This window comes from Vibrio tetraodonis (assembly GCF_003350295.1).
GTDB lineage: Bacteria > Pseudomonadota > Gammaproteobacteria > Enterobacterales > Vibrionaceae > Vibrio > Vibrio tetraodonis.
This window is the reverse complement of the sequence record NZ_QLYY01000009.1, coordinates 98,496-124,631: the sequence shown is the minus strand read 5'-3', so window position 1 is coordinate 124,631 and position 26,136 is coordinate 98,496. Positions and strand designations below refer to the sequence as shown.

Genomic DNA, 26,136 nt, shown 5'->3' with positions numbered 1-26,136 from the left:
CAGGACTTTTCTATGCAGGTTTCAAAGCTGCCTATTTTCTTTTCTCATGTCAGTGATGCACTATTCAATGCACCCGATGAAGTTAGACGTTTGTTTCATGGCAGAGGCCGTGTTTACCTTGGACTTGAGCAGATAACGTGCGATTGGGTAGACAGTCAGCTTTTAATCAATATATTTAAACCCGTTGAAGAAGTGTTCATCGAGGCGCTAAAAGCTGGTCTTGATACCTTATCTCAAACCAAATCATGGCGTGATAAAGGGGGAACTTGCGCAGCTATTCAGCATCGTTATCTTGATGGTGCTCCTGTGGAAGTGGTGTTTGGTGAACTCAATGACAAGCCTATCGTGATAGAGTCGGGTTTGAAATATCAGTTGAATATTGGCCGAAATCAAAACTTTGGTTTGTTTCTTGATATGCGCTTGGGCCGAGACTGGGTTAAGAGTCATGCGGGCAATAAAAGAGTACTCAACCTGTTTTCTTATACCTGCGGATTCTCGGTCGCGGCGATTGAAGGAGGTGCAACGCAGGTAGTGAATGTTGACATGGCCAGAGCCTCTTTAAATAAAGGGCGAGATAATCACAGACTTAATGACCACAATCTTAGCCAAGTAAAGTTTTTGGCTTACGACATATTTAAATCATGGGGGAAAATTAGAAAATTAGGTCCCTATGACTTAGTCGTTATCGACCCGCCCTCGTTTCAAAAAGGCAGCTTTGCTCTAAGCAAAGATTATATTCGAATTCTGCGCCGTCTCCCTGAGTTACTTGCTGAAAGGGGCAAAGTATTGGCTTGTGTTAACTCACCACAAGTCAGTGGCGATTTCTTGATCACCAGTATGCAAGAAGCGGCGCCACAGATCGGCTATCAGTCCCGCCTTGATAATCCAGTGGAGTTTTCAGACATAGACACTGATGCGGCCCTTAAGGTGATGCTGTTCGAACACCACCCTGAGGCTACTTAAGGGTTTGAAAACCAGAGTAGATACGAGTTAAGGTTGTAAACCAGCAAGCAATACCAAACACAACGGCAATAATAGCGAAGTACTGAGGTACTAGACACATGGCAACAAAACAAGCGATTGTCTCAGTGCCTTCTGTTAGGCCGCTCATGTAATACAGCGATTTGTTTTTATAGATTGGATTTTCAATCCCTTGTTTACTTGCCATGACGGCAAACGCGAGAAAGCTAGAACCTGTGCCGATAAAAGAAAAAATCAGAAATGCCCCAGCTACCGCGTTTTGTTCTGGATTGGCGACGACGAAGCCAAATGGGATTAGAGAGTAGAATAAGAAATCTAAGCTAATATCAAGAAACCCGCCAGCGTCAGTGATCCCTTGTCGCCTCGCTAATGCTCCGTCTAAACCGTCACACAGTCGATTGAGGAGTATCAGAATTAAAGCCAGATCATAGTGATTAAAATACAACGCGGGGAAGGCAAGCACGCCTATTCCAAAGCCAAAAACAGTTGTTTGATTGGCAGTTACTCCTAGCTTATCTATTCCGGTGGCCAATAAGGCGAGTGGAGAGCGAATGATTTTTATACTGAATCTATCAAGCATGGCAATGACTCCATGGCCAGTTAAACACTCGTCCATGTTTTGGAACATCGTCCTCATCATGGGTTACCATAATTGTAGGAATATTAGCCCGAGCGAGCTGCTCCATGACCCAGTCGCGAAATTGCGTTCTGAGCGCTTTGTCCAACTTGCTAAAGGGTTCGTCTAGCAAGGCAAGATCAGGTTTCGCAAGAAGCATTCTGACCAAACTAATTCGGGCGCGTTGGCCTCCTGATATTTGGTCTGGGTAAGACTCTGCTAAGGATGTAAGCTCGACTTTGTTGAGTGCCGATAGTGCTTCTTGATATCTTTGCTGACCTTTAACATGGTTTGGAAGGGCAAATGCGAGGTTTTGCCAGATGTTTAAGTGGGGGAACAAAAGATCATCTTGAAACAGAATACCGACCTTTCTTTTGTGTGGTTCAAGTACTTCCAGATCTCGTCCGTTAAGCATAATATGGCCTGAGTGAGTAAACTCAGGGCCTAAGTGGCCAGCAATCAAACTCAGCAATGTAGACTTTCCGCATCCACTTGGCCCCATTAAGCAGATCACTTCATCTGCGGAGGCTGAAAATGTTAAGTCTGATAACAGTGTGTCACCATTATTTTTATAGATGGCGATGTTTTCTAATGACAGCGTCATGTGAAACGGTATCCCTTTTGGTCTTTCTACGGTATGTGCGACGCCCTGCTAATGCACTCATTCCAATAGCTGTAGCGAAGAAAATAAATGGCAGTAACGCTTGCCAAATGGCATAAATAGCGGTGACTCGCCTATCGAAGCCGCTCGACAAAGCTACGGCCTCTGTAGTTATTGTTGTGATTCGACCCCCACCCAACATGAGAGTCGGTAAATATTGCGCTAAGCTGACACTGGCACCTACCGCCCAAGCATACCAAATAGCGGGCAGTAACAATTTTACCTTCACTTTGAAAAAAACCATGAGAGGCGTTTGGCCCAAACTTAGTGCGACTTTACTAAATTGATGGTTATAAGTCTGCCATGGACCATCAAGTGCCAAATACACGAGGGGGAATGCGAAGAATATATGTGACCAGATTACCCATAGATAATAGCTGCTGTCTGACAAATACAAGCTAGCTACCTGAATGCCAAATAAGATAGAAAGCTGGGGAATAAGCATAGGTAAGGCAATAACATATTTGGGTAAATGTATTTTAAACTTGAGTCGACATTCGTGTGCTAATATGGCGAGTATTAAGCCGATACATGCCGTAATGGCAGCAATAGCAAGACTTTGCCCAATGGTCGGGAGGATATTGTCCCACTCATTGGTCCAAAATCTCAGGCTATAGCGAGATGGAAGCACATCTGGGAAACGCCAGCGTTGAGCGAAACTCCAAATCACCATCAGAGGTAGCATAACCCCGGCCAAGATTACTGAAAAAGTAAATAAAGTTTTACCAGGTAGACTTGTGCCATGTCGCCCAGAAAATTGCCAATTTCCCCAAGGTCCTACGACGACTTTTTCTATTAAAACAACCAATGCTAATAACAAACTTGCTATGCAAAAGAGCATCACGGCACCGGTTGCCGCTCGTGGGATGAGGGAGAGATCCGGGTCGCTAAACCATTGCCATACTAAAACGGCAAGTGTAGGAGGATTGGTTGGACCAAGGATTAAACTTAAGTCAACGACAGAGACGCCGTAAGCAATCACAGCAAACAGAGCGAAGCGCATTTTGACTAGCCACTGAGGTAAAATGGCTTTCCACCACATTTGTACCGGAGAATAACCAAGCGACGTACTGACCTTATGGACTCGATCTACGTTTAGTTGATGTAAAACAGGAATGCTCATTAAAAGGAGAAAAGGCACTTCTTTTAATGTTAGCGCTATTGTTAAACCCAGTGCATAAAGGTCATGAACCAACCAAGCTGAGTGTTGTGTATCTGGCGTGAAAGCCGTGGTCTCGACTAAAACGCGTGCCAGTATGCCTGTCGGGGCAAAAAGAAATGCAAAACCAATCGCAAACGCAACATGAGGCATGGCCAGTAGTGGGGCAAGCAGAGTCTCAACTTTTGACCAATGCCTACCTAACCATAATTTTTGTAAAATCGCAAAGCAGATAAAACATGAGAGATAGGTACTGAAAATAGCACTAAATAGGGTGAGTAGTACCGATTTATGGATCCCTGGCCAAGAAAAGAAACTTGTGTAATGGGACAGTGACCAATCGAATAGTCCAACTGGTGGAACGTATCCTAATGATGAGAGCATAACACCGACTAGCCCAGGGATAGTCGGTACTATACAAATAAGGATTAATGCTAAATATGCGGCTCTATACATTTGGCTATATCATTGCAGCTCTAGTTACCATAGCGTTTTTGCCATTCATTCTCTAACGCGGCTTGCCAGCTTGGATGTGGTTCAGCAATCGACTTAAATAGAGAGGTTTTGTTAGCACTTCCAGTCAAGAACTGGTTCTTTAGGACTGATGGATCCCCCCATACAGAGATGTCACCTTTTCGAGACTGCGCCTCAGGGCTTAACAAAAAATTAATAGCGATAAGCGCTCCTTCTTTGGCATTTGCATTCCACGGAATAGCCAAAAAGTGGATATTCGAAAGCGCACCTGCATCCATTGCATAAACGGCGGTCGTTTTGGCTAAATTGCCACTGATTTGAGAAGAATAGACAGAGTTTGGGTTGAAGGTGATGGCAAGATCCAATTGGCCGTCATCAAGCAACTGTACGGTTTCTGCTGCGCTTGTGGGAAATTGTTGTCCTTTACGCCACGCAACTTTATGAAACTTATCTAAATATTGCCATAACGAGCGAGTGACTTCATTAAAGTCGACCTTATCAACTGGCTGCGATAGGGAAGGGTCATTGTTGGTTAGCTCGATAAGTAAGGCTTTTAAGAAGCTTGTGCCATGAAAAGCAGGTGGCTTAGGGTAGCTTAACCGGTTTGGAAACGCTTTTGCGTAACTAAGCAGTTCATTGAAAGATGCGGGAGGATTGTTTAACTTAACCTTGTCATGGATAAAGACGAGCTGGCCTACTCCCCATGGAGCTTCAAGTCCCTCTGTAGGTTCTGAAAAATCGCTATCAACAGGAAGTGATTTGTTTACTTTTTCCCAGTTTGGTAGGCGCTCAACGAAAGGACCAAATAATAATTGGTTGTTTTTCATAGATTTGAAGTTTTCACCATTGATCCAGACCAAATCGACGCTTCCTTGGGTGTTTTTTTCGGCCGCTTTTTCTGCGATCAAACGAGAGGTCGTTTCAGCGATATCAGACACTTTTACATGTTTGAGTGTCACACCGTATTCTTTTTGTAGCCTTTTATTTGCCCATCTAAGGTAGTTGTTAATTTCTTGGCTGCCTCCCCAAGCATGAAAGTAAACAGTTTGTCCGTTTGCTTTTTGCGTTACGTCTTGCCAATTGGTTTCTGCCATCAGGCTTAGAGAGAAAAGAAAACTAGAGAAAAGTGTGATCAGCTTTGTCATGAGGGTCCTTTTAAAAATCGTATTGCCGACGCCTTGATAGACCGTTCTATCCGTCGCTTTCCTTCATTATGACGGAAAAAATTTATTTTTTTAACTATTTGAGACAAGTGAAGAAAAAACAATCAGTCTTGCTCAAAGCTGGTTGATTGCTGGTCGTTGAACTTTGCTCGCGATAGAGTATTTTCACAAATCTATGGAAAGTTGATGTATCTTTTGGCTTCTACCTAAATATTCAGCGTCTCAATGAACAGGGTAAGCTATAAATGTGAGATTGAATTCAGAAGGTTTAGAGTCGGATATAAAAAACCCTTATGAATAGGAAGGACATAAGGGTTTAGGTTAGAAGAGGAGTATTTAAAACTTATTTTTTCCAGTCTTTGAGCTTGAACGTGAGAGTGTGTGTTTCGTTCATTAATATCAAGCTGTCTTTAGTCAGAGTGATATCACTCCATTGTGACAATGTTTTAGAAAATGTTTGCTCAAGGTTCATTGATTCGCCGATACACATTTTCATCGTCATACCCATTTTTGCGATGCGCAGCTGATTATTTTTTAGCTCTGCTTGACCAAAGAAATTATTGCAGCCAGCGTTGCCATTTGCCATTAGCTTTTCACCAATTTCTAGACGCGGCTTTTTATGCCCTTCGCCTGAAGGTATCATTTCACCATCAACACTAACTAGTTCCCAATTATGATGCTGAAGATCTTGGGCTGTAATTTGTTTTTCGCCGCTACCATTGCTTGCACATGCTGTCATCATAATAGGAAGAGCAACAGCAGCAAGTAATGTTTTTGGACTAAACTTCATAGTAGGAAACTCCGGAATATAAATACCTGTATCGACATTTAGACGATTTTTATGCCTCAAAGTATAGGTGAAAATGCTTAGGTTTTGTCAGTCTAGAGTCATGGTTTATTTATCATTTCGTAGTGTAATATGCTGAGCGATTGATCGTACAACCCAGAGCAATAAACCTGTACAGAGAGGATATTATGGAACAGTTAGAACTTTTTTCTGTGCCGAGTCCTTGTGTTGGAGTGTGCACCACGGATGATAAGGGGTATTGCAAAGGCTGTATGCGCAAGCGAGAAGAGCGCTTCAATTGGTTATCGTTTTCGCCAGCAGAGCAGCTACACATCATAAAGCTTTGTCGTCAACGTTACAGGCGAAGATTGGCAAACAGTAGGGAAGAACAAGAAGTGACGCCGTCACAAAAAGATCCCCAGCAAAAATTGTTTTAGCATGCCATCATGTTTGGTATGTCGGCGCCTCTATTCCCAGTCATCACTGACCCAACCGCCAATATTTTCATCGAAATGGTTGTCATGAAACCTATGAGGATGCTCTTTCTGTTTTTGAGGATTGGATTCGGTGTCGAGAAGCTCATGGATATAGCTCGCCATAGGATCATTGCACTCTAACCTTTCTTTCTTCGTTGCAATCTCTTTTATTAACTGTAAACGGTAGGAGTTGCTTGCGCGTTTCATTGGCGGCACCTGTCGTTGCTCTCACACTCAAACATTAGGAGTGGGAAAGTTAGTCGTCAACACTGGAAAATCGTGGAAAGTTATGGATTAGTTTTGAGTCAATATGCATTTGGCTTATCAACTAGTGATAATATTGTTGACTAACTTGTACTTAGATAATTAGACCAATGTAGGGAGTGCTTTTTCTGTCATAAAAAGTTCATAAAACAACCCATGGAACGATATTCATCTGTGACCATGTCACTAGGGATTTTAGAAAAATATCTTGAAGAAAGGATTAAAGTGATGGCCGTGCATAGAGCTAAGGAGAGTCATTACAGTAATGATTCTCCTTTCTTGATATGTTGGGACTGCAGCTATCGAAGCTCTACTTTAGAGTATGAAAAGTTGATTACTTGGCCTGACATGTTTGCTTTGAGACAATTTGGTCAACCATTAACTGACCTCTAGTATTGCGCATTTTTATTCTGTAGGTTAGGCCTACATCCAAGTTATCTTTAGTTTCCTCATCGCTGCAGTAACTCTGAATGCTAGTCTTGAGCACATGCTGGATTGGTTTTGCTTTTGGGGCATCCTGATTGTAAACCATCATTATTTCTATCATAGTCCCCTTAGAATTGGCTCTTAAGATAGAAAGTGGACCTACCTCCATTGGAAGCTCCGCAGCGATTACACTGGCTCTGCTATGAGCTAACATCTCAAGCTGACGTTGTTCTCCTGAAGAGGAGCATCCAGCAACGATTGAGGCTGCTAGTATTCCGAGGATAATTTTGAATTTCATTTTAGAACACTTTTTTGTACGGCTTAATTGTCACCTGTTTATAAACACCAGCATCAACGTATGGGTCTGCATCTGCCCAGTCTTGCGCTTGTTGGAGTGATTCAAATTCTGCAATAACGGTTGAACCTGAGAAACCAGCTTCTCCTGGGTCATTTGAGTCTATCGCTGGCATAGGGCCGGCCGTGAGTAGACGGCCTTCGTCTTGAAGCTCTTGTAAACGAGCTAAATGAGCAGGTCGAGCGCCCAGTCTTTTTTCGAGTGAATTTTCAACATCTTGAGAAAAAATTACGTACCACATATTTCTGTCCTCATATTTAAATTTGTTGAGAGGCATTGCCTAAAGCCTTTTAAGCCTAACTGTACAGAATGTAACAGCTTTTAAAAGAGGGTCTGACAATAAACTGTGAAATTAGTTCTGTTCGATTGCGCGAGGTCTACCTTCTGTATCTATCGCAACATAGTTAAATGTTGCATCACAGACCATGAAGCGTTCTCCTATGCCATGCTCTTTTATGGGCTTTACCCATACTTCTAAGTCGATATTCATCGAGCTTCTTCCGATTTTTCGACATTTTCCGTAGCAGCAAACGACATCACCAACGCGGACTGGCTTTTTAAACGTGATACTTGATACAGATACAGTGACAATACGTCCTCCCGAAATCTCTTTTGCCAGAATACCTCCTGCTAAATCGAGTTGTGACATTATCCAACCTCCAAATATATCACCGTTCGCATTCGTATCTGCAGGCATGGCTAAAGTGCGTAGAAGAAGTTGACCACGCGGAGAACTGATGGTTTGACTCATAATTGACATCCATAAAATAAAACAGCGACCAAAAATGGTCGCTAAAAGCCCCGTAGGAGATATTTAGATCTTGTTACGCATCTATATATGATTATATCAATTCGCAATGAAACTAGTCACCAGGATTCGACTCGGATTTTTGTTTTGGTAAGTGTTTGTATATATAAACACCAGTAATGACGGTAAAACCAAAGGTTGCAGCTAACAGTCCAAATACTTTGAAATTGACCCATACATCTAGGGGAAGTTCGTATGCGACATAAATGTTGAGGCCCGCACAAAATGAAAAGAATACAACCCAAGCCCAAGTTACTTTTGCCCATACAGGATCGGGGAGACTAATCTCTTTGCCTAGCATCCCTTTAATTGCCGATTTACCTATGGCATGACTGATGGCAAGACCAAGAGCAAAAACCACATATACTATCGTTACTTTCCATTTGATGAAATTGTCATCGTGAAGGAAAATCGTCATGCCGCCAAATAAAGCAACCATGACGAAAGTAATTAATTGCATTTTCTCTACTTTTTTATATAGCAAGTAAGTGAGTATGACCTGAACTGCTGTGGCAATAATCAGTGCTCCAGTCGCGACATATATGTCTTGCATCTTATAAAGCACAAAAAATATAATCAGCGGGATAAAATCTAATAGTTGTTTCATTGCAAATATCTAAAGTTTCAACACTGGAGACAGTCTAACTAAATATGGGCGATGAAAATAGGCCTTGGAAGCATTCTGAGACAAACTTGTTGGAACTTGGGTAAATGTTTAGTGAAGGGCTGGGTATTTGACTCTGTTTTTTGCGGCTTAGCTGGCTAAGGTCAGCCAAGCCGCTTTTTGTTAATACACTTCTAGAGATGAGATCATGAGTTTAATGTCTTCGAGGTAACCCTCTTCTCGCAAATTTGACACGGCTACCTTTAGCTCCTCGTTACTCATGGCAAAGCAGCTTGATTTGCCCGTCATGTGGTTTAAGTAGTCATGGTATTCATGCTCTGTAAAGTGGCCGAGTCTATCTACCAGTAAACATTTAATCCCATGGTGAATAAGTCTGTAGTACGTATGACGATGAAGTTCCATATCAGGCCTCTCCTAGCTATGCCAATCTGATAACTGCTCAGAAAGGGTGTGGCTTCGACAAAATGTTGCCACTTATGATTGATAACTCACTCAAAGCATAATGAATGCCAAATGCGAATTGTTTATCTACTATCATGGCTTTATTCATACTTTTTAATTAGTTAGGATAAAACGTGGAGTCGAGTAGCGGAGGGAGTAAATTCACAATTCTTATTGCTTTTTGTCGTTAACAGACAGTTTTCAAATTGCAAGTCGTTTTGAGATTGAAAAAAAGAACAAATTTTATTTTCTTCGATACCACTTATTTTATGTTTAATTATTAAGCAATTCTTCATTTTAATGTATTGAAAATTAAGCTTTTAATGAACTAGTACTGGATGAAATGTTTTTTTCATTATGATAGAATTAACATTAAAGGCGTATTCAGCCAATAAAAAAGTTGGCGTAAATCAGAAGGTTGGCATACACTTTCCCAAGTGTGGCCGATATGTTGTTGATTGGCTGAGCAAAATGCTTTGGCGCTGCCAAAAACGGCAGCAATGTTAAACACAGCTTTGAGGAAAGTTTTATGGCGCTCACAAAGGCCGATTTGGCTGAGAACCTGTTTGAAAAGCTCGGATACAGTAAACGGGATGCCAAGGAAACGGTTGAGGCGTTTTTCGAAGAGATTCGTAAGGCACTGGAAAGTGGCGAACAGGTAAAACTGTCTGGATTTGGAAATTTCGATTTACGCGAAAAAAATGAACGACCGGGTCGAAACCCAAAGACAGGTGAAGACATTCCAATTAGTGCTCGCCGCGTTGTTACCTTCCGCCCTGGGCAAAAACTGAAGGCTCGCGTTGAAAATGCAAAGGTGAAAGGCTGAAGCTTTTAAGCTAACTGCTTGTTCAGTCTAGACACTAATATTCTAGAAGACGGAGTGATACTAAACCCGTCTTCTAGTTATATGCGGTATTTTAGTTTAGTCACGTTTCCACAGAGCATGACAGAACTTATGTTCGGGATCTCTGCTGATTAGCAGACGGGCAAACACGTCATCAAGAGTATCATCTTCCTCATTGACTAAGCCTATTCTCACCTCAGCGTACAGACTTTTATCAACATCGAACCCGACATGGTGTGACCAGTCATCGCCAGTTTCAACCAATTCTGCTGCTCCTCTGTCATCGAACTGCGCAGTAAAAATGATGACATCGGCAGGTTCGAGGTTGTCTTGTGCCATTTCGAGAAATATATCATAAGCCGTTTCTATGGCGTCGTCATAAGACATCAGTGTAGACATAATTACGCTCGGCTCATATACTTTCGCTCAGCCGTATTGATCACAATACGATCACCTGTTGCAATGTATTCGGGCACTTGTACTGTCAAACCAGTCGCAAAGCGAGCGGGCTTTGTTCTTGCTGAAGCAGAAGCACCCTTAATTGATGGATCCGTTTCTTCTATAACAAGCTCAACGGAAGCGGGAAGCTCAAGACCAACGGCATTGTTGTCGACAACAATGACGTGAAGACCTTGAATCTCCTCGGTCACAAACAGCAACTCATCTTCAATATCAGACTTCTTAAATGTGAACTGGGTATAGTCTTCATTGTCCATGAATATGTATTCATCACCATCTATATATGAAAATGCAACCGCTCGTTTGAACATGTCGACAGTATCGACCACATCATCAGATTTGAACCTTTCATCGACGCGCCCACCAGTAGACAAATCTACACAGCGTAATTTATATATTTTTGCTCCTCCTCGACCTCCAGGAGTGGTGACTTCAATATCTTTGATTAGCAGTGTTTTGCTGTTTGATTCGATAGCAAAACCTTTTTTGAGCTCGCTTGCCCTTGGCATAAATAAATATCCTTAGCATGGAATGGAATTGTCGTATTATATACATAGAGTTTAAACGAAGGAATATCTTGATTCGTGCCAATGTGTGGGCGAACATTAGAAGAACCAGAGTCTAAAAATTAATGTAGTCAATTATATGCATCTTTCAGTTATCGACCCTAACCAGCCACTTCAGGAAATGTATCAGCCAGCTGTGGGTGAACTTGTGACTTTTCTAAAGAGTGGGCTGGGAGAGAATCTCCATAGTGTGTACATTTATGGGAGTGTTGCCCGAAAGCGAGCTGAACCAAACCTGTCTAATCTTGACGCTCTAGTAGTATCAAATGAGAGCTTTAGTGATACAAGAACAACCTTGTTTAACTCGATAAAGTTTCGTTTTCAAAAAGCTTACCCATTTATCAACGGGATTTCCCTAACAAATGCTTTAGCTCAAGAAGTCGCGAGTCTTGACAGTATATTCTCTTTGGGCTTTCAGCTGCGCCATTGCTCAGTCTGTGTCTATGGTGAGAACTTAGCAGAATGCTTCGGTGATTACGAGCCGAGTTGGGAAGTGGCCAAACACTGGAATATGGATGTCGAAAATTGGGTTGCTGTGTATCGTAACCGAATAGCGCGCTCAGCGACACCAGAGGATCAAATCAAGGCCCAAGTGATTATTGCAAAAAAGCTACTTAGAGCCAGCTATTCTCTTGTGATGTATAAAGACAAAAATTGGTTTGATGATCCCATTGAGTGCGGGAATAACTTTTTGCGTTATTATCCAGAAAAGCAAGTAGAGATAGAACGCTTGGGGATTTTGCTATCAGGTCGCTTTATTGCTAAGCGTTCTGTTATAGGTATCCTCGATGGCTTTGGAGAGTGGTTGGTCAAGCAGTATCAAAAAACAGAGTTCCGTATTGGCTAGCTTCCTCTGTTAGAACAAACCAAGCTGAGGCTCGTATAGGCTAGTAAAATTGATTCCCACAAATGGCAGAATGGCTTGTGCGACAGGCTTAAGTTGCTTATCGATGTAGTGCTGATAATCGATAGGGCTTTTTAAGTATTCCAGCGGCTCTGGCCCATTCACAGTAATCACATACTCAATTCTGCCTTTATTTTGGTATTGAAGAGGCCTTCCCAATTGTGAATTTATTTCATCGGCTAAGCGAGCTGCCTTTACTTGAGGAGGAATATTCTTTTGATATTCATGGAGCCTGCGCCGAAGGCGCTTCTGATACACCATTTCTGAATCAAACTCCCCAGCTAATGTCTGTTCGACAAACTCACGAACAAAGTCTGAGGGATCTTGTTCATGGAAGATCATTGAATAAAGCTGGTACTGAAAACGTTGGGATAGAGGAGTCCAATCGGTACGAGCACTTTCTAGACCTTTGAATACAATTTTTTCTGACTCTCCGTCACCAATGAGTCCGGCATAACGTTTTTTTGATCCTGTTTCTTGGCCTCGAATCGTGGGCATAAGAAACTTTTTATAATGCGTTTCATACTCGATCTCAAGGATTGAGGTCAGGTTGTACTGTTCTATGAGATGCTTTGTCCACCAATCGTTAATGTAGTCTACGAGCTTTAGCCCTATCTTGTCAGCTTGAACTTGTGAGAACTGACCGTTTAAGGCAACAAAGGTTGAATCGGTATCACCATAGATCACTTGATAACCTTGTTGCTCAATTAGCTGCTTAGTTTGTTTCATTATTTCATGCCCACGCATAGTGATACTTGATGCTAAACGAGTATCAAAGAAACGGCAGCCAGAAGACCCAAGTACACCGTAAAATGAATTCATGATAATCTTAATGGCCTGTGAAAATACCTCTTCGTTATTGCTTTTAGCTTGGTCTCGAGCTGCCCAAAGGCTTTCAATCATAGCCGGAAGAAAATGTTTACTACGATGAAACTGTGCTCCTCGAAAGCCTTCTACCGCTTGATGTTCGTCCTTACCAGCTTCTAATTTTAGTCCTTCGATTAAGCCCATAGGGTCAATCAGAAACGACCGAATTATTGATGGATAAAGGCTCTTAAAATCAAGTACCAAAACAGAATCATAAAGATTTGGTATTGAATCCATGACATAACCACCAGGGCTTGCGAACCAGTTCTCAGAATGTAAATTGGGAGCGGCATAGCCTGCTCGGTGAAGTTGAGGCAGATATAAATTGGTGAATGCTGCCACTGAGCCTCCGACACGGTCCAGCTCTACGCCTGTGAGTTTCGAGCGCTCGATAGCAAACTCAAGTAAATGAGTTTGAGAGAATATTTTATTTACCAGGACACAGTCTTGAAGGTTATATTTTGCCAAAGAAGGCTTATCTTTAAGAAACATCTGGTTTATTTCATCCATTCTATCGTGGACATTATGGATTTTTTTCCCTTCGCCCAATAACTCTTGAGAGACAGATTCAAGTGACCAACTGCGAAAGTGAAAAGTCGCCGTTTTAAGTGTGTCAATGCCGTCCATCACGACTCTACCTGGAATAGACACAAAAGCTTGTTGGGTATTTGATGAGGTACGAAAGAAGCAATTCTGTCTAGCCCGGCCTATGTTCAATTTGAGCTTATGCCACTGAGCGCGCTTGTGTAGAACTCGAAAATCAAAATCAATCACATTCCAGCCAATGATGACGTCAGGGTCAAAGTGCTCAAACCAGCGTATCATGGCAGTTAAGAGTTGGCGTTCGTTTTCGACCCACTCGATCTGAGTCTCCGATTCCTGATGGGGACCTATCATGATGACTCGACTGTCCATCGAGCTATCGAGCCCAACCGAATACAGTATGCCTTTTTCTGAGCACTCAATATCTAAGGAAACCACTTTTAACTGCGGTGTATAATCGTATTTTCGGCATTGAGCGTGATGAAACTTTGTGTAGCCTCGCTTTTGCTCTGGTATTCCAGAAAATTCAAGGCCGCCTTGGATAAAGCGTTCCATTAAATAACGATCTGCAAGACGAATATCATCTTCAAGAACCAGTATGTCCTTTTGTTTGAGCTCTTGGCTTAGCTGTTGCGCTTGCTTGATGGTTTGGCAATAGCAAGCGGCGAGCTCTATGCCATCAAAGCTGGTAAGCGGTACGGCCTTGATTTCAGCGTTAATGTTTAAAGAGCGTACCAAGGTTTGGCATGGCAACATCTCTTCTTGAGGAATAAAAAATACAGACTTTTCCCCGTTGATAATGAGCTGAACGGGGCCGGTCTCTGTTTTTAGCCAGAGCTCTATCTGGGTTTGACCTGAGATGTCTCTGGCTTGGCGAGTCAACAAAAATCCTTGTTGTATTGACATTTGAAATGCTCTTATAGTAATTCGTCGCTAGCTTAGCACATGCCTCTAATAGTCTAATAGTAAATTAATCCACTCACTTTAATGCCAATATCTTCCGAATACCATTGCTTATAACCAATATGAGTTCTGAGCGCAAAATTGGAGGTGAGTGACCAATTCCAACTGATATTTAGGTTTGAATGGGAATATTGATCAGAATGTATGAGTGCAAGATATTGCGCTTGTAAACCAAGCCTATGCTTTGTGGCTATCTGGAATAAAGCACCAGCTTCAATACCTACTCCGGAAACGAGGTCATAGTCAGTGAGTTTTCCACCGTTTAACTCACCGGATAATAGCGTATAAACATGTGTTTTGTCCGAATCACCCCATGATTTACCATAGCCGCCTTGGGCAAACCAGCGTTCATACATAGCGTCTGATTTTGGTTGGCGATCCGTCCCGGTGCGTACATTCCAAGACCAGCTGTTGAAAATTCTGTTGCTGGGGGCGAGCGCCATGGCATCGAAGAGATAAAACTTATCCAGCCTAGTTGTACCCTCTTGGCTGAGCGTCAGCTGTGTGTCGAGAAAATTAATTTGTGCACCCGCGACAAAACCATCTTGAGAGTCAAATAGGTCATGATACGCGGCTCGCCATTCCAAAGTAGTTTGATTGCTTGTGTCGTCCCAATATTGATAACCGAAACCAAATCGAGCAGAAGCATGACCTTGCTCTGGTGAGACGAGCGGCGGTTCAACAGGTGAAAATGGCGAAGGGACTTTTATTTTGCTTCTTAGATAAAGGAGCTTAGTTAGCCTTTTTGCGGTTGGGTCTCGCTCTAAACCCTGATCATAAAGCTGGAAATTTAGCCATTCATAGGCAAGCTCTAGTATTGCTGCTCTTTCTGTATCTGAGAATTCAGACTTATCTGGGTAATTACCTTGGGTTGCCTTTTTTGCTGCTTCAAACAGGCGCGCATCGACTTCATTGGCTTGATGCAAAAGTCGAGTTCCGAAAGCGGCTCTATAATAGGGCGCTTCCAGTAAGTCGTTTTCAGCGAGAACGCGAACCGTGTCCGAGGGAATTGCTTGTACCGAAAACTCTTTTGTTAGAGCCAGATCTTCTCGGGCAATTTCCAGCAAAGACAGCAATTGATAAGAGCAGTTTTCATCAAGAAAGTAGTAGTCAAATTCAGCATTTTTCATCTCCCACAAATGGAGTAATATTTTTTCTACTTCTCTTGGGGTAAGTTTTAGCTTGTACTCCCAAATATCTCTTGACTCAATGTCGTTGTATTCGCGAACTTTCTTATAGTAGGGCATAACGGCAAATCGACCAGGGTACTGGCCAATTAAGCCCTTGATAGCAAATGCTGCAGAGTTGTCTTGACTGTCAGGTTCTGCGGCAAAGTTGACGGCAAAGGCGACTAATTCTTTGTGTCGAGTCTGATCCTTAGCATCGATACGAAGCAGAGTATGACCGAACATGGAAGACGGGTTATTCATAAATGCAGTCGGAAACACGAGTGTCAGTTCTTCTGGGTCAATGATTTCTTTCCACGTGCTTAATTCAGGGCATGAGAGTTTGGCTTGTCTACCTTGCAGGCTTTCTAACCAAGAGTATCTTGCTGGGAAACGGCATTGCATCTCTTTGGCAACGTCTTGATCCTCAGCGTAAAGCTTAGTTATGGTTGCTTGTAATTCTTGTTCTGGTGAGTGTTTGCCATTTGGCGAAATGAAGAATGGTTCATTATCTATAGTACTTTGGTAGCCGGATAAGAAACTGGGTAGGTAATGGCCTAGTTTGAGCCAATAGGGATCTTGAGCCAGCATCTTGACCTCAAATTTGTTGGCAGAAAAGGCATTTGGGACAAACAGATATAAGCTAAGCAGTGAGGCACTTTTGATAAGGTACGACTTCATAAAGGAAAGCTTCTTATATTTTGTTGATGGTGATGGAATTTGACCTATCTTGATGGCTGATAGAGAGAAAATGCCACTCGACTAAGTGGCATTAAGATGTAACCGAGTTTAGATAGCGTAGTGAGCAAGCTCGCTATCGCTTGCAACGACATTATTGAGGTTAGCGAACACTTCTTGAGAGGTAACATTCTCTGAAACGAAGACATCAGAGAAGTTGTCTTGTACTAACGCATTGAATCTTGCCTTGTCAGCGTCGTCAACTCCCCATACTTCGGAAAGTGTCGCTAAGGTTTCGCCTTGACCCTTTGCCATATCACGAGCGAGATTATCTATGTTTCCATCGATAAACATAGCGAGTTTTTCTGAAGAGGTGACTTTACCCGTACCGTCACAACCTAGAGTACCAAACGTAATACCAAAAGTTTGGTTGCCCAATAGGCCGTTTGTAGTTGCTGCAAGAATTTTGGGCACTTTCCCTTCACTACCATCAAATACCATGGTGCCGAAACCACAGCCCACATCAGAGTCTGCCAGTGCCAAACCAGACAAAGGTAATGTAGTGGCCAAAACTGTTGCTGCTAGAAGCTTTTTCATAACATATCCTTAGAAAATAATGTCTCGATAATTCCGTATAAAATGTGCTGCTGAACAATGCACCCTGTAGTCATAGTTTAGATTTTGGCTCCTTGCAATGGCGCTGATAAGAGAATGTGTTTATAAGCTGAATTTGTAGCTATTACAGTAATATACGGCTAGAATTATCAATAATTGTGTTATTAGGGCGTTAAGCTGCAGTTATGAAAATAAGTACTTGCTAAAGTTTGCGTTTGGGCACATATTCAGATTAAGTAACAAACCATAATTAGGTTAGAATAAGCAGCTATGCTGTTATCCATTTTTATTAGTGGCTGCAGAGCGAATTAAAAAGTGTGGAGATACAAGTTTGATAAATGTTTTCCTTGTAGATGATCACGAGCTGGTTCGCACAGGGATACGACGTATTATTGAAGACGTCCGTGGAATGAACGTAGCAGGGGAAGCTGAAAGCGGTGAAGACGCAGTAAAGTGGTGTCGGGCAAATCATACCGATGTCATTTTAATGGATATGAATATGCCGGGTATTGGGGGCTTAGAGTCAACCAAGAAAATCTTGCGTTTTAATCCTGATGTGAAGATCATCGTTTTAACTGTTCATACGGAGAATCCGTTTCCAACCAAAGTGATGCAAGCAGGTGCGGCAGGGTACCTGACAAAAGGGGCGGGGCCAGATGAAATGGTCAACGCAATACGTATTGTAAATAGTGGTCAGCGTTATATCTCTCCTGATATCGCGCAGCAGATGGCGTTGAGCCAATTTTCTTCTGCATCAGAGAATCCGTTTGCAGAGCTTTCTGAGCGTGAGTTGCAAATAATGATGATGATCACCAAAGGACAAAAAGTTACCGATATATCCGAGCAACTTAACTTAAGTCCTAAAACAGTGAACAGTTACCGATATCGATTATTTAACAAGCTTGGTATTAATGGTGATGTTGAGCTGACCCATTTAGCCATTCGCCATGGAATGTTAGATACTGAGACTTTGTAGTGACCGACCCTTTTGATTCGGCTTCTTTTTTAAAGACGGTCACCCATCAGCCCGGCGTGTACAGAATGTATAACGCTGAGGCTGTTGTGATCTATGTAGGAAAAGCCAAAGACCTCAAAAAACGCCTTTCTAGTTACTTTCGTACCAAAGTTGATAGTGAAAAAACTCGTGCACTAGTGAGCAATATTGCTCAAATTGATGTCACTGTCACTCATACAGAAACTGAAGCTCTGATATTAGAGCACAACTACATTAAGCAATACTTGCCCAAATACAATGTGTTGCTAAGGGATGATAAATCCTACCCGTACATATTTATCAGTGGCCACAAACACCCTCGACTTTCGATGCATCGCGGGGCAAAGAAACGCAAGGGAGAGTACTTCGGGCCTTATCCAGATTCAGGAGCGGTGCGTGAAACACTGCATTTGATCCAAAAAATTCTTCCTATGAGACAGTGTGAAGACACTGTGTACAGTAATCGTACTCGGCCCTGTTTGATGTACCAAATAGGCCGCTGCGCAGGGCCTTGTGTTAGTGACATCATCTCAGATAAAGATTATGCAGAGTTAGTTCATTTGGTTCGATTATTTCTGCAAGGTAAAGATCAGCAAGTCCTCTCTACACTTGTTGAAAAGATGGAGCTAGCGAGCCAACAACTTAGATTTGAAGACGCCGCAAAGCTGCGCGACCAAATACAGGCGATACGCCGTGTCCAAGAGCAGCAGTTTGTGTCTCATGACTCTCAAGAAGATATGGATGTGCTTGGCTTTGCTCAAGAAAATGGTGTCGCGTGCATTCATATTTTAATGATTCGCCAAGGTAAAGTACTCGGCAGTCGCAGCCACTTTCCCAAAATCCCCAGTAATACAAGCCAGCAAGAAGTCTTCTACAGCTTTCTTAGTCAGTACTACTTGAGTCATAACGAAGCACGTACTATTCCCGCAAGAATTATTGCTAATGCTGATTTGATTGATGATGCGAAACCACTGCAACAAGCGCTAGGTGATATCGCAGGGCGTAAGATTCATTTTCATATGAATCCAACTGGTCCAAGGGCGCGATATCTAAAACTGGCTAATACCAATGCCTTGACGGCGGTGACCAGCAAAATCAATCATAAAATGACCATTTCGCAGCGCTTCAAGGCGCTTCGAGAACTGCTCAATATGGATAGTATCTTGCGGATGGAATGTTTTGATATCTCTCATACTCAAGGTGAAAGTACCATTGCTTCTTGTGTGGTGTTCAACCAAGAAGGGCCGCTAAAACAGGAATATCGGCGCTATAACATCACCGGAATTACCGGTGGCGATGATTATGCCGCCATGGGGCAAGTGCTTGAACGCCGTTACTCGAAACAAATCGATGTGGAAAGAATCCCAGATATTGTATTTATTGATGGTGGAAAAGGGCAGCTTAATCGTGCCGTCGACATTATTTCCAACTATTGGCATGACTGGCCAAAACGTCCTCGTTTGATAGGCATTGCTAAAGGTGTGACTCGAAAACCCGGTCTAGAGACGTTAATTACACCGCAAGGAGAAGAGTTTCACTTGCCAAGCGATGCGCCTGCACTGCATTTAATGCAGCACATTCGAGATGAAAGCCACAATCATGCCATAGCAGGTCACAGAGCAAAACGTGGTAAAACCAGAAAAACCAGTGTGTTGGAAGGTGTAGAAGGCGTCGGGCCCAAACGTCGTCAGTCTTTGCTTAAGTTTATGGGTGGGCTGCAAGAGCTTCGCCGCGCAAGCGTGGAAGAAATCGCCAAAGTTCCAGGGATTAGTATCTCTTTAGCAGAAAACATTTATCAAGCATTGAAACAATAGAAAAAATCACGCACCATAGAGTCCTGTTGTGAAGCAGTGAACAGAACAATAACGATACGCAAACGATAAGAGTCTCAATAAATATGCGTTTAACGATCCCAAACATTTTATCTCTATTACGACTTCTTCTTATTCCAGTGTTTGTCGTTGTTTTTTATCTTCCCTACAGTTGGGCACCTTTTGCCGCTGCCATGGTGTTTTGGGTCGCGGGTTTCACTGATTGGCTTGATGGGATGCTCGCACGCAAGCTTGGACAAATGTCTCGCTTTGGCGCTTTTATCGATCCCGTAGCCGATAAAGTGCTTGTCGCGAGCGCCCTGATTTTAATTACTGAGCATTATCATAGTATTTGGGTGACGATTCCTGCGGTGACTATGATTGCTCGTGAAATAATTATCTCGGCGCTTCGAGAGTGGATGGCTGAGATAGGCAAACGCGCCAGCGTCGCTGTTTCTTGGGTAGGCAAAGTAAAAACGCTCAGCCAGATGTTTGCCTTGTGGGTGCTTATTTGGCGATATGATGATTGGATGATATGGCTGGGATATATTAGCCTATATGTGGCGACTGTGCTGACCTACTGGTCAATGGCTCAATATCTGATTGCTGCTAAAGATGATCTCCTCAATGAGGAACACCATTGAAAAACGGGCTTAGGCCCGTTTTTTTGTTATCGCATAGACTTTACGACAGCTAACTTAGTTAAATTCAACGAATTTATGCGACTAAATTAACCAAATTAACGCTTTTTGACGCTTAATTAGACAAACGATTCAAAAAATTAAAAATAGTGTTGACTCATTAATTCGAATCCGTAGAATGCATCCCGTACCCAAGAGGAACGCAGTAAAAGAAGCGGGACGATTGGAGTTACGACGGCGCGTTGGCAGAGTGGCTATGCAGCGGATTGCAAATCCGTGGACCTCGGTTCGACTCCGGGACGCGCCTCCATTTGCGACACTAGCTCAGTTGGTAGAGCGCAACCTTGCCAAGGTTGAGGTCACGAGTTCGAACCTCGTGTGTCGCTCCAAATTTTAAGATAGTGATGACCAACAATCATTATCAATGATGGTGTCTCCATCGCAAGTTTTAGATTTGCGTGCCCTGGTGGTGGAATTGGTAGACACAAGGGATTTAAAATCCCTCGGCGTTCGCGCTGTGCCGGTTCAAGTCCGGCCCGGGGCACCATCTAACCTATTACGCGACACTAGCTCAGTTGGTAGAGCGCAACCTTGCCAAGGTTGAGGTCACGAGTTCGAACCTCGTGTGTCGCTCCAAAATTAAACCGCCTTGTAGGCGGTTTTTTTATGTCTGATTTTTCTCCCCGGAGTGTACATTGAACCACTTAGGTCGCTGCTACCGCTTTTGTATCAATGGCCAGCAAAGGCTGGCCATTATTCAATAATGGTTTAATTTCTGAAACGAGGAAGCTGTGCTGGGGTCAGCGCGCTGCCATCACTAAATCCAGTGGTAGTTCTTTCAATGTTTCGCACGTCCCATTTGCTAAGGTTTTGACTAAAGGTCCTAGCTCCACTGAACATATTACTCATACTAGTGACATTAGAGGTATCCCAGTTACCAATATTCTGATTGAAAGCTGTGGCATTTCTAAACATCCAATCCATGTTAGTGACATTTGAGGTGTTCCACCCTCCAACGTCTCGGTTAAATCGGTAAGTTTGCTGGAACATAAACCCCATACTAGTGACATTTGAGGTATTCCAGTTACCAATATTTTGGTTAAAGCGCTCCGCCCTCCAGAACATACCATACATGTTAGTGACATTAGAGGTATCCCAGTTACCGATGTCACGGTTAAACTGGACAGCCCGAGTGAACATTGTAGCCATGTTAGTGACATTTGAGGTGTCCCAGTTACCGATGTCTTGGTTGAAGATGACGTTTCCTTGGAACATCGCAGCCATGTTAGTGACATTTGAGGTGTCCCAGTTACCGATGTCTTGGTTGAATGCTCTTGCTTCGCTAAACATATAGCTCATATCAGTGACATTATAGGTATCCCATTTACCGATATTTTGATTGAATGCTGTTGCTCTGTTAAACATAAGGCTGATATCAGTGACATTTGAGGTATCCCAGTTACCGATATTTTGATTGAAAGCTGTAGCATTTGAAAACATAAGGCTCATATCAGTGATATTAGAGGTGTCCCAAGTGCCGATATTCTGGTTAAAGCGCGTAGCCCCCCAAAACATCCCTTTCATATTGGTTACACTTGATGTGTCCCACGCACTTATATTTACATTAAAGTTAGATCCAAGCTCATGTTTAGGGCAATAGTTGTCCTTATGTCCACGGGAATGATTAAACATGTAAGACATATCGGTTACTTGTGACGTGTCCCAGTTACTTATATCTTGGGTAAACCGAGAGGCATATTGGAACATATGACTCATATTGGTCACCTTGGATGTATCCCAGCTGCCAATGGCTTGGTTAAAATTTTCCGCACAATGAAACATGCCGTTCATATTAGTCACATTTGAGGTATCCCAGTTGCTGAGATCGGCAGTAAATTTCTGACTTCTCCTAAACATTTCTTGCATATTAGTCACTTTTGATGTGTTCCAATGACTAATGTTTTGGTTAAAGTCCCATAAAAACATGAACATCCGGCTCATATCAGTGACATTGGTTGTATCCCACCGAGTAAGGTTTTGGTTAAAGAAGTAAGCTCCCATAAACATGTCACTCATATCGGTTACTTGGGAAGTGTCCCAATTGCCAATATATTGATTAAACTGATAGGGATACATTAAATAAAAAGAGAGCGGTTCTTGATTACTATAAGAAAACATTCCTCTCATGCTGGTGACATTTGAGGTGTTCCAATGACCAATGTTTTGATTAAATGACACTGCGTAGCGAAACATTTCACTCATATCGGTTACGTTAGCCGTATCCCAGCGTCCAATAGCTTGGTTAAATAGATAAGCTCCTTTAAACATCTCGCTCATATCGGTCACGCTATGGGTATCCCATTGACTGATATCTTGGTTAAATGAATGAAAATCCTCGCCCCAAGGTTTGTGGTTTGATCCGATATCTTTGTAGCGATGAATTGGGTTATCGGGTTTGCTGATAGGCACCGAGAACATGGCTTTCATGCTTGTTACGTTAGCGGTATTCCAACGACTGATGTCCTGATTAAACGCTTTAGCGTCCGCGAACATGTAGCTCATATCAGTCACTTTAGCTGTATTCCAATTCCCAATATTTTGGTTAAAGGGCGTACCCAAAAACATTTCACGCATATTGGTGACGTTAGCGGTATTCCAGTTGCCAATATCCTGATTAAAGGCTTTGGCGCCAGCAAACAGCCATGCCATGTTAGTGACCTTGCTGGTATCCCACTGACCGATATCTTGATTAAATTTTTCAGCGCCATTGAACATTCCAATCATGGTGGTGACATTTTGCGTGTCCCAGTTACTAATATTGGCGTTAAATTCTCTTCGTTCAGCCAATAAAACGCTCATATCGCTAACTTGAGTAGTACAAAACCTGATTTCACCATCTTGCAGTTGGTTAAGCAGCGTTTGATCTCTAATCAGGACGTCATCGACGACGAGGTAATTAGCGCCATTGGCGCTAATGGATGAGTTAGGCTCACTATTGGGGCAAGTGACCGTGTTAGCATAGGCTAAATGAGAGGAGCAGAGTAGCAAGCCACCAAAGGTCGCTTTACTAAGGCAGTGTCTGGTTATCATAGAATTTTATCCAGGTTTAAAGTGGAAATCGCTATCAACTATCGGTAAGTCCGAAGCCTAAATAAGGTGTCCTTTGTTTAGGAGAAAGCAAGGGTTCTATCGATATATTGATAACACTAGTTCTAGTTAATAATATAGATAACAATGGCTTATGAATATATATGACTGTGTGTAGTTTATCTCTATGTCTTGATATGAGAACTAGGTTTGGAATTACTTAATTAATAATGATTGATGTGTCAATTTTGTTGGGTGGAGGAGAAGGCCAGCGCTTGCTGGCCGTTGGTTAGAATGTGTTAGTATTTAAGGTTGAAAGGAGGATCTATTATCAAAGCAGTCTCAATAATTGAAAGGGGGGATCTGGTCAGAAGTAAGGGCGCTTTGATAGTCGAATAAAAACAGCATATGAGTCGCGCCTACTTTATCTACATTCCAGCCGCTAAGGTTTTGACTGAAGTTTCTAGCGCTCGCGAACATTTGATGCATATTTACCACGTTTGAAGTATCCCAGCGACTAATATCCTGGTTAAAGCGATAAGCTTCAGAAAACATTTCATTCATATTGGTGACGTTTGATGTATCCCAGTTGCCTATATCTTGGTTGAAATTTTCGGCCACAAAAAACATGGAACCCAAATTTGTAACTCTTGACGTGTCCCATCTTCCTATGTCTCTATTAAAGGCCTTTGCTTGTTTAAACATTACTGCCATATTAGTGACACTAGAGGTATTCCACCTGCCTATATCTTGGTTAAACGCGCCAGCATTCCAAAACATTTTACTCATATCTGTTACACTAGAAGTGTCCCAGTTGCTTATATCCCCATTGAAGCTAGATTCGTAGTAAGTTGGACTAACCCACATGAAACCGGGTTTTGCTGCTTGAAACATTCCGCTCATATTGGTGACATTGGCGGTATCCCAGTTGTTGAGGTTTTGGTTAAATTTGCTCGCACGGTAAAACATCTTACTCATATCAGTGACTTGATCGGTATCCCAATCTCCTATGCTCTGATTGAAGACTTTGGCACCAGAGAACATCTCGCTCATATTAGTAACATTAGCTGTATTCCAACTACCGATATTTTGGTTAAAGGATTCGGCATCGTAGAACATCTTGCTCATATCAGTGATGTTATCTGTATTCCAATTACCTATTGCTCCGTTGAACTTTGCAGCGTACGCAAATATCTCGAGCATATTGCTTACATTACTGGTGTCCCAGTTGTTGAGGTTTTGGTTAAATTTTTCTGCAAAAAGGAACATTTGCTCCATGTTTGTGACACTAGAGGTATCCCAGCCCCCGATAGGTCGGTTAAAAGCCTTAGTTYGTGAAAACATGTTCTCCATGTTTGTGACACTAGAGGTATCCCATTCACCAATGTGGCCGTTAAATTTATCAGCGTAATGAAACATCCTACTCATATCAGTGACCTTTGACGTGTTCCACTTATTTAGGTCGTGATTAAATCTACATGTGTTTTCGAACATATAGCTCATATTCGTAACATTAGAGGTATCCCAATCACTAATATTCTGATTAAACGAGTTTGGAAGCTCTTGACAGTTATTTCCCACATACGTTGTTGAAGAACTCGCCCCCCAACCATAAGAGTACGAATATGAATGCCTTGCAAGCATTCCTTCCATATTGGTAACGCTTGATGTAATCCAATCGCCTATGGGCTGGTTAAAGTTAAAGGCGCTTCTGAACATATAACTCATGTCAGTGACATTAGCGGTATCCCAGCTACTAATATTTTGGTTAAAGTTCTCAGCATACGAAAACATGTGGGACATATCGGTGACTTTTGAAGTGTCCCATCTCGTTATATTCTGGTTGAATTTTTTTGCGTCAGAGAACATGTGCGACATGTCGGTAACATTACTGGTGTCCCAATTGGCAATATTACTATTAAAAGCATTTCCGTAATATCGAGATGTAGTCTTAAACATTCCTTTCATACTCACAACATTTGAAGTATTCCAATTGCCGATACCTTGGTTAAATTTATAGGCATTAAGAAACATATAACTCATATCAGTCACGTTAGCCGTGTTCCAGTTGCTGATGTCCTGATTAAAAAGGAAAGCGTTGTTAAACATATAACTCATATCAGTTACTTTGGTGGTATTCCAATTACCAATATTTTGGTTAAAGGGCGCCTTAAAAAACATTTCGCGCATATTGGTGACGTTAGCGGTATTCCAGTTACCAATATCCTGATTAAACGCTTTGGCGCCAGCAAATAGCCATGCCATGTTGGTAACCTTGCTGGTATCCCACTGGCCGATATCCTGATTAAACTTTTCAGCGCGGTTGAACATGCCAATCATGGTGGTGACATTTTGCGTGTCCCAGTCACCAATATCAGCGTTAAAGTCAACTTCATCGGCAAATAAGACGCTCATATCGGTAACCTGAGTGGTACAAAACCTGATTGTGCCGTCTTGTAGTTGGTTAAGCAGCGTTTGATCTCTGATCAGGGCGTCATCGACGACGAGGTAATTAGCGCCATTAGCGTTAATGTATGAATTAGGCTCGCTATTGGGGCAAGTTACCGTGCTAGCATAGGCTAAATGAGAGGAGCAAAGTAGCAAGCCACCAAAGGTCGCTTTACTAAGGTAATGTCTGGGTATCATAGAGTTTTATCCGAGATTAATAGAGGGTAAATATTAAAAATATAAAGCTTGACAAGCTATTAATAGAAGCTCACTACAAGCAGTAATAGGGTTGGTTTAATTAAATATATCATCCT

25 protein-coding genes and 4 tRNA genes are annotated in these 26,136 nt (G+C 42.3%); 11 read left to right on the top strand and 18 right to left on the bottom strand.

The annotated features are described in order from the left end of the window. Window positions 1-12: 12 nt before the first annotated feature. Window positions 13-963 carry a class I SAM-dependent methyltransferase gene (locus DPF90_RS06750; protein ID WP_114785561.1) on the top strand — a complete coding sequence of 317 codons (951 nt, stop codon included), beginning with the start codon at window positions 13-15 and terminating at the stop codon, window positions 961-963. Here the strand turns inward: DPF90_RS06750 and DPF90_RS06745 are convergent. The 5 genes from DPF90_RS06745 to DPF90_RS06725 all read right to left on the bottom strand — a co-directional run bounded on the left by DPF90_RS06745 (window position 956) and on the right by DPF90_RS06725 (window position 5,844). After that, window positions 956-1,561 (bottom strand): CDP-alcohol phosphatidyltransferase family protein, encoded by a 606-nt coding sequence (locus DPF90_RS06745; RefSeq protein ID WP_114785560.1) that lies wholly within the window; start codon window positions 1,559-1,561, stop codon window positions 956-958. The genes DPF90_RS06750 and DPF90_RS06745 overlap by 8 nt on opposite strands. After that, a complete protein-coding gene (locus DPF90_RS06740) occupies window positions 1,554-2,201 on the bottom strand; it encodes an ATP-binding cassette domain-containing protein (protein ID WP_114785559.1) in 648 nt (215 codons plus the stop codon). Before DPF90_RS06740 ends, DPF90_RS06745 begins: the two co-directional genes overlap by 8 nt. Then, window positions 2,167-3,873 carry an ABC transporter permease gene (locus tag DPF90_RS06735; RefSeq protein WP_114785558.1) on the bottom strand — a complete coding sequence of 569 codons (1,707 nt, stop codon included), beginning with the start codon at window positions 3,871-3,873 and terminating at the stop codon, window positions 2,167-2,169. Before DPF90_RS06735 ends, DPF90_RS06740 begins: the two co-directional genes overlap by 35 nt. A 20-nt stretch (window positions 3,874-3,893) precedes the next feature. Continuing rightward, window positions 3,894-4,985, bottom strand: coding sequence for an ABC transporter substrate-binding protein (locus tag DPF90_RS06730; RefSeq protein ID WP_420855728.1), 1,092 nt, complete (start codon window positions 4,983-4,985; stop codon window positions 3,894-3,896). A 412-nt stretch (window positions 4,986-5,397) separates the two neighbouring features. Then, window positions 5,398-5,844 (bottom strand): META domain-containing protein, encoded by a 447-nt coding sequence (locus tag DPF90_RS06725; RefSeq protein WP_114785556.1) that lies wholly within the window; start codon window positions 5,842-5,844, stop codon window positions 5,398-5,400. A 185-nt stretch (window positions 5,845-6,029) separates the two neighbouring features. Between DPF90_RS06725 and DPF90_RS06720 the strand changes: the two genes are divergently transcribed. Beyond that, entirely contained in the window at window positions 6,030-6,278 is a 249-nt protein-coding gene (locus DPF90_RS06720) for a DUF1289 domain-containing protein (RefSeq protein WP_114785555.1), read from the top strand. A gap of 30 nt (window positions 6,279-6,308) precedes the next feature. Here the strand turns inward: DPF90_RS06720 and DPF90_RS06715 are convergent, their stop codons facing one another. From DPF90_RS06715 to DPF90_RS06690, 6 genes are all read right to left on the bottom strand, one after another. Further along, entirely contained in the window at window positions 6,309-6,524 is a 216-nt protein-coding gene (locus DPF90_RS06715; protein ID WP_114785554.1) for a hypothetical protein, read from the bottom strand. A gap of 391 nt (window positions 6,525-6,915) precedes the next feature. Beyond that, a complete protein-coding gene (locus tag DPF90_RS06710; protein ID WP_114785553.1) occupies window positions 6,916-7,305 on the bottom strand; it encodes a GspS/AspS pilotin family protein in 390 nt (129 codons plus the stop codon). Between the two features lies 1 nt (window position 7,306). After that, on the bottom strand, window positions 7,307-7,603 hold the full coding sequence (locus DPF90_RS06705) for a YciI family protein (protein WP_114785644.1): 297 nt from the start codon (window positions 7,601-7,603) through the stop codon (window positions 7,307-7,309). A 111-nt stretch (window positions 7,604-7,714) separates the two neighbouring features. After that, a complete protein-coding gene (gene yciA, locus DPF90_RS06700; protein ID WP_114785552.1) occupies window positions 7,715-8,113 on the bottom strand; it encodes an acyl-CoA thioester hydrolase YciA in 399 nt (132 codons plus the stop codon). A 112-nt stretch (window positions 8,114-8,225) separates the two neighbouring features. After that, window positions 8,226-8,777, bottom strand: coding sequence for a septation protein A (locus DPF90_RS06695; protein WP_114785551.1), 552 nt, complete (start codon window positions 8,775-8,777; stop codon window positions 8,226-8,228). A gap of 180 nt (window positions 8,778-8,957) precedes the next feature. Continuing rightward, on the bottom strand, window positions 8,958-9,197 hold the full coding sequence (locus tag DPF90_RS06690; protein ID WP_114785550.1) for a hypothetical protein: 240 nt from the start codon (window positions 9,195-9,197) through the stop codon (window positions 8,958-8,960). A gap of 568 nt (window positions 9,198-9,765) precedes the next feature. Here DPF90_RS06690 and ihfA point away from each other — a divergent pair. Next, window positions 9,766-10,062: an integration host factor subunit alpha gene (gene ihfA, locus DPF90_RS06685; RefSeq protein WP_114785549.1), complete on the top strand. Its 297-nt coding sequence runs from the start codon at window positions 9,766-9,768 to the stop codon at window positions 10,060-10,062. A 96-nt stretch (window positions 10,063-10,158) separates the two neighbouring features. Here the strand turns inward: ihfA and DPF90_RS06680 are convergent, their stop codons facing one another. Both DPF90_RS06680 and yeiP read right to left on the bottom strand, forming a co-directional pair. Then, window positions 10,159-10,479, bottom strand: a complete 321-nt coding sequence (locus tag DPF90_RS06680; protein ID WP_114785548.1) for an HI1450 family dsDNA-mimic protein — start codon at window positions 10,477-10,479, stop codon at window positions 10,159-10,161. Window positions 10,480-10,481: 2 nt separating this feature from the next. Further along, window positions 10,482-11,048 (bottom strand): elongation factor P-like protein YeiP, encoded by a 567-nt coding sequence (yeiP, locus tag DPF90_RS06675; protein ID WP_114785547.1) that lies wholly within the window; start codon window positions 11,046-11,048, stop codon window positions 10,482-10,484. A gap of 136 nt (window positions 11,049-11,184) precedes the next feature. On the opposite strand from yeiP, the gene DPF90_RS06670 reads away from it, so the two are divergent. Then, a complete protein-coding gene (locus tag DPF90_RS06670; RefSeq protein WP_114785546.1) occupies window positions 11,185-11,952 on the top strand; it encodes a nucleotidyltransferase family protein in 768 nt (255 codons plus the stop codon). 9 nt (window positions 11,953-11,961) lie between these two features. Here the strand turns inward: DPF90_RS06670 and DPF90_RS06665 are convergent, their stop codons facing one another. From DPF90_RS06665 to DPF90_RS06655, 3 genes are all read right to left on the bottom strand, one after another. Then, window positions 11,962-14,325, bottom strand: coding sequence for a DNA polymerase II (locus DPF90_RS06665; protein WP_114785545.1), 2,364 nt, complete (start codon window positions 14,323-14,325; stop codon window positions 11,962-11,964). A 53-nt stretch (window positions 14,326-14,378) separates the two neighbouring features. Next, a complete protein-coding gene (locus tag DPF90_RS06660; protein ID WP_114785544.1) occupies window positions 14,379-16,229 on the bottom strand; it encodes an Lnb N-terminal periplasmic domain-containing protein in 1,851 nt (616 codons plus the stop codon). Window positions 16,230-16,337: 108 nt separating this feature from the next. Beyond that, on the bottom strand, window positions 16,338-16,823 hold the full coding sequence (locus DPF90_RS06655; RefSeq protein WP_114785543.1) for a DUF3015 domain-containing protein: 486 nt from the start codon (window positions 16,821-16,823) through the stop codon (window positions 16,338-16,340). 349 nt (window positions 16,824-17,172) lie between these two features. On the opposite strand from DPF90_RS06655, the gene uvrY reads away from it, so the two are divergent. From uvrY to DPF90_RS06620, 7 genes are all read left to right on the top strand, one after another. Further along, complete coding sequence (gene uvrY / locus DPF90_RS06650; protein WP_114785643.1) at window positions 17,173-17,817, top strand: UvrY/SirA/GacA family response regulator transcription factor; 645 nt, start codon at window positions 17,173-17,175, stop codon at window positions 17,815-17,817. Beyond that, window positions 17,817-19,649, top strand: a complete 1,833-nt coding sequence (gene uvrC / locus DPF90_RS06645) for an excinuclease ABC subunit UvrC (protein ID WP_114785542.1) — start codon at window positions 17,817-17,819, stop codon at window positions 19,647-19,649. The genes uvrY and uvrC overlap by 1 nt, the downstream gene beginning before the upstream one ends. Window positions 19,650-19,732: 83 nt before the next feature. Next, entirely contained in the window at window positions 19,733-20,290 is a 558-nt protein-coding gene (pgsA, locus tag DPF90_RS06640) for a CDP-diacylglycerol--glycerol-3-phosphate 3-phosphatidyltransferase (protein WP_114785541.1), read from the top strand. 233 nt (window positions 20,291-20,523) lie between these two features. Beyond that, window positions 20,524-20,597, top strand: a tRNA-Cys gene (locus DPF90_RS06635). A gap of 3 nt (window positions 20,598-20,600) precedes the next feature. Continuing rightward, window positions 20,601-20,676 (top strand) — tRNA-Gly (locus DPF90_RS06630). Between the two features lie 71 nt (window positions 20,677-20,747). After that, window positions 20,748-20,834 (top strand) — tRNA-Leu (locus tag DPF90_RS06625). A 13-nt stretch (window positions 20,835-20,847) separates the two neighbouring features. Beyond that, window positions 20,848-20,923 (top strand) — tRNA-Gly (locus DPF90_RS06620). Between the two features lie 132 nt (window positions 20,924-21,055). On the opposite strand, the gene DPF90_RS06615 is transcribed toward DPF90_RS06620, so the two are convergent. Together DPF90_RS06615 and DPF90_RS06605 are read right to left on the bottom strand one after the other, a co-directional pair. Continuing rightward, window positions 21,056-23,377, bottom strand: a complete 2,322-nt coding sequence (locus DPF90_RS06615; protein WP_114785540.1) for a BspA family leucine-rich repeat surface protein — start codon at window positions 23,375-23,377, stop codon at window positions 21,056-21,058. Between the two features lie 339 nt (window positions 23,378-23,716). Further along, the gene (locus tag DPF90_RS06605) at window positions 23,717-26,020 is read right to left on the bottom strand and encodes a BspA family leucine-rich repeat surface protein (protein WP_240314478.1); all 2,304 of its coding nucleotides are present in this window, start codon (window positions 26,018-26,020) and stop codon (window positions 23,717-23,719) included. Between the last annotated feature and the right edge of the window lie 116 nt (window positions 26,021-26,136).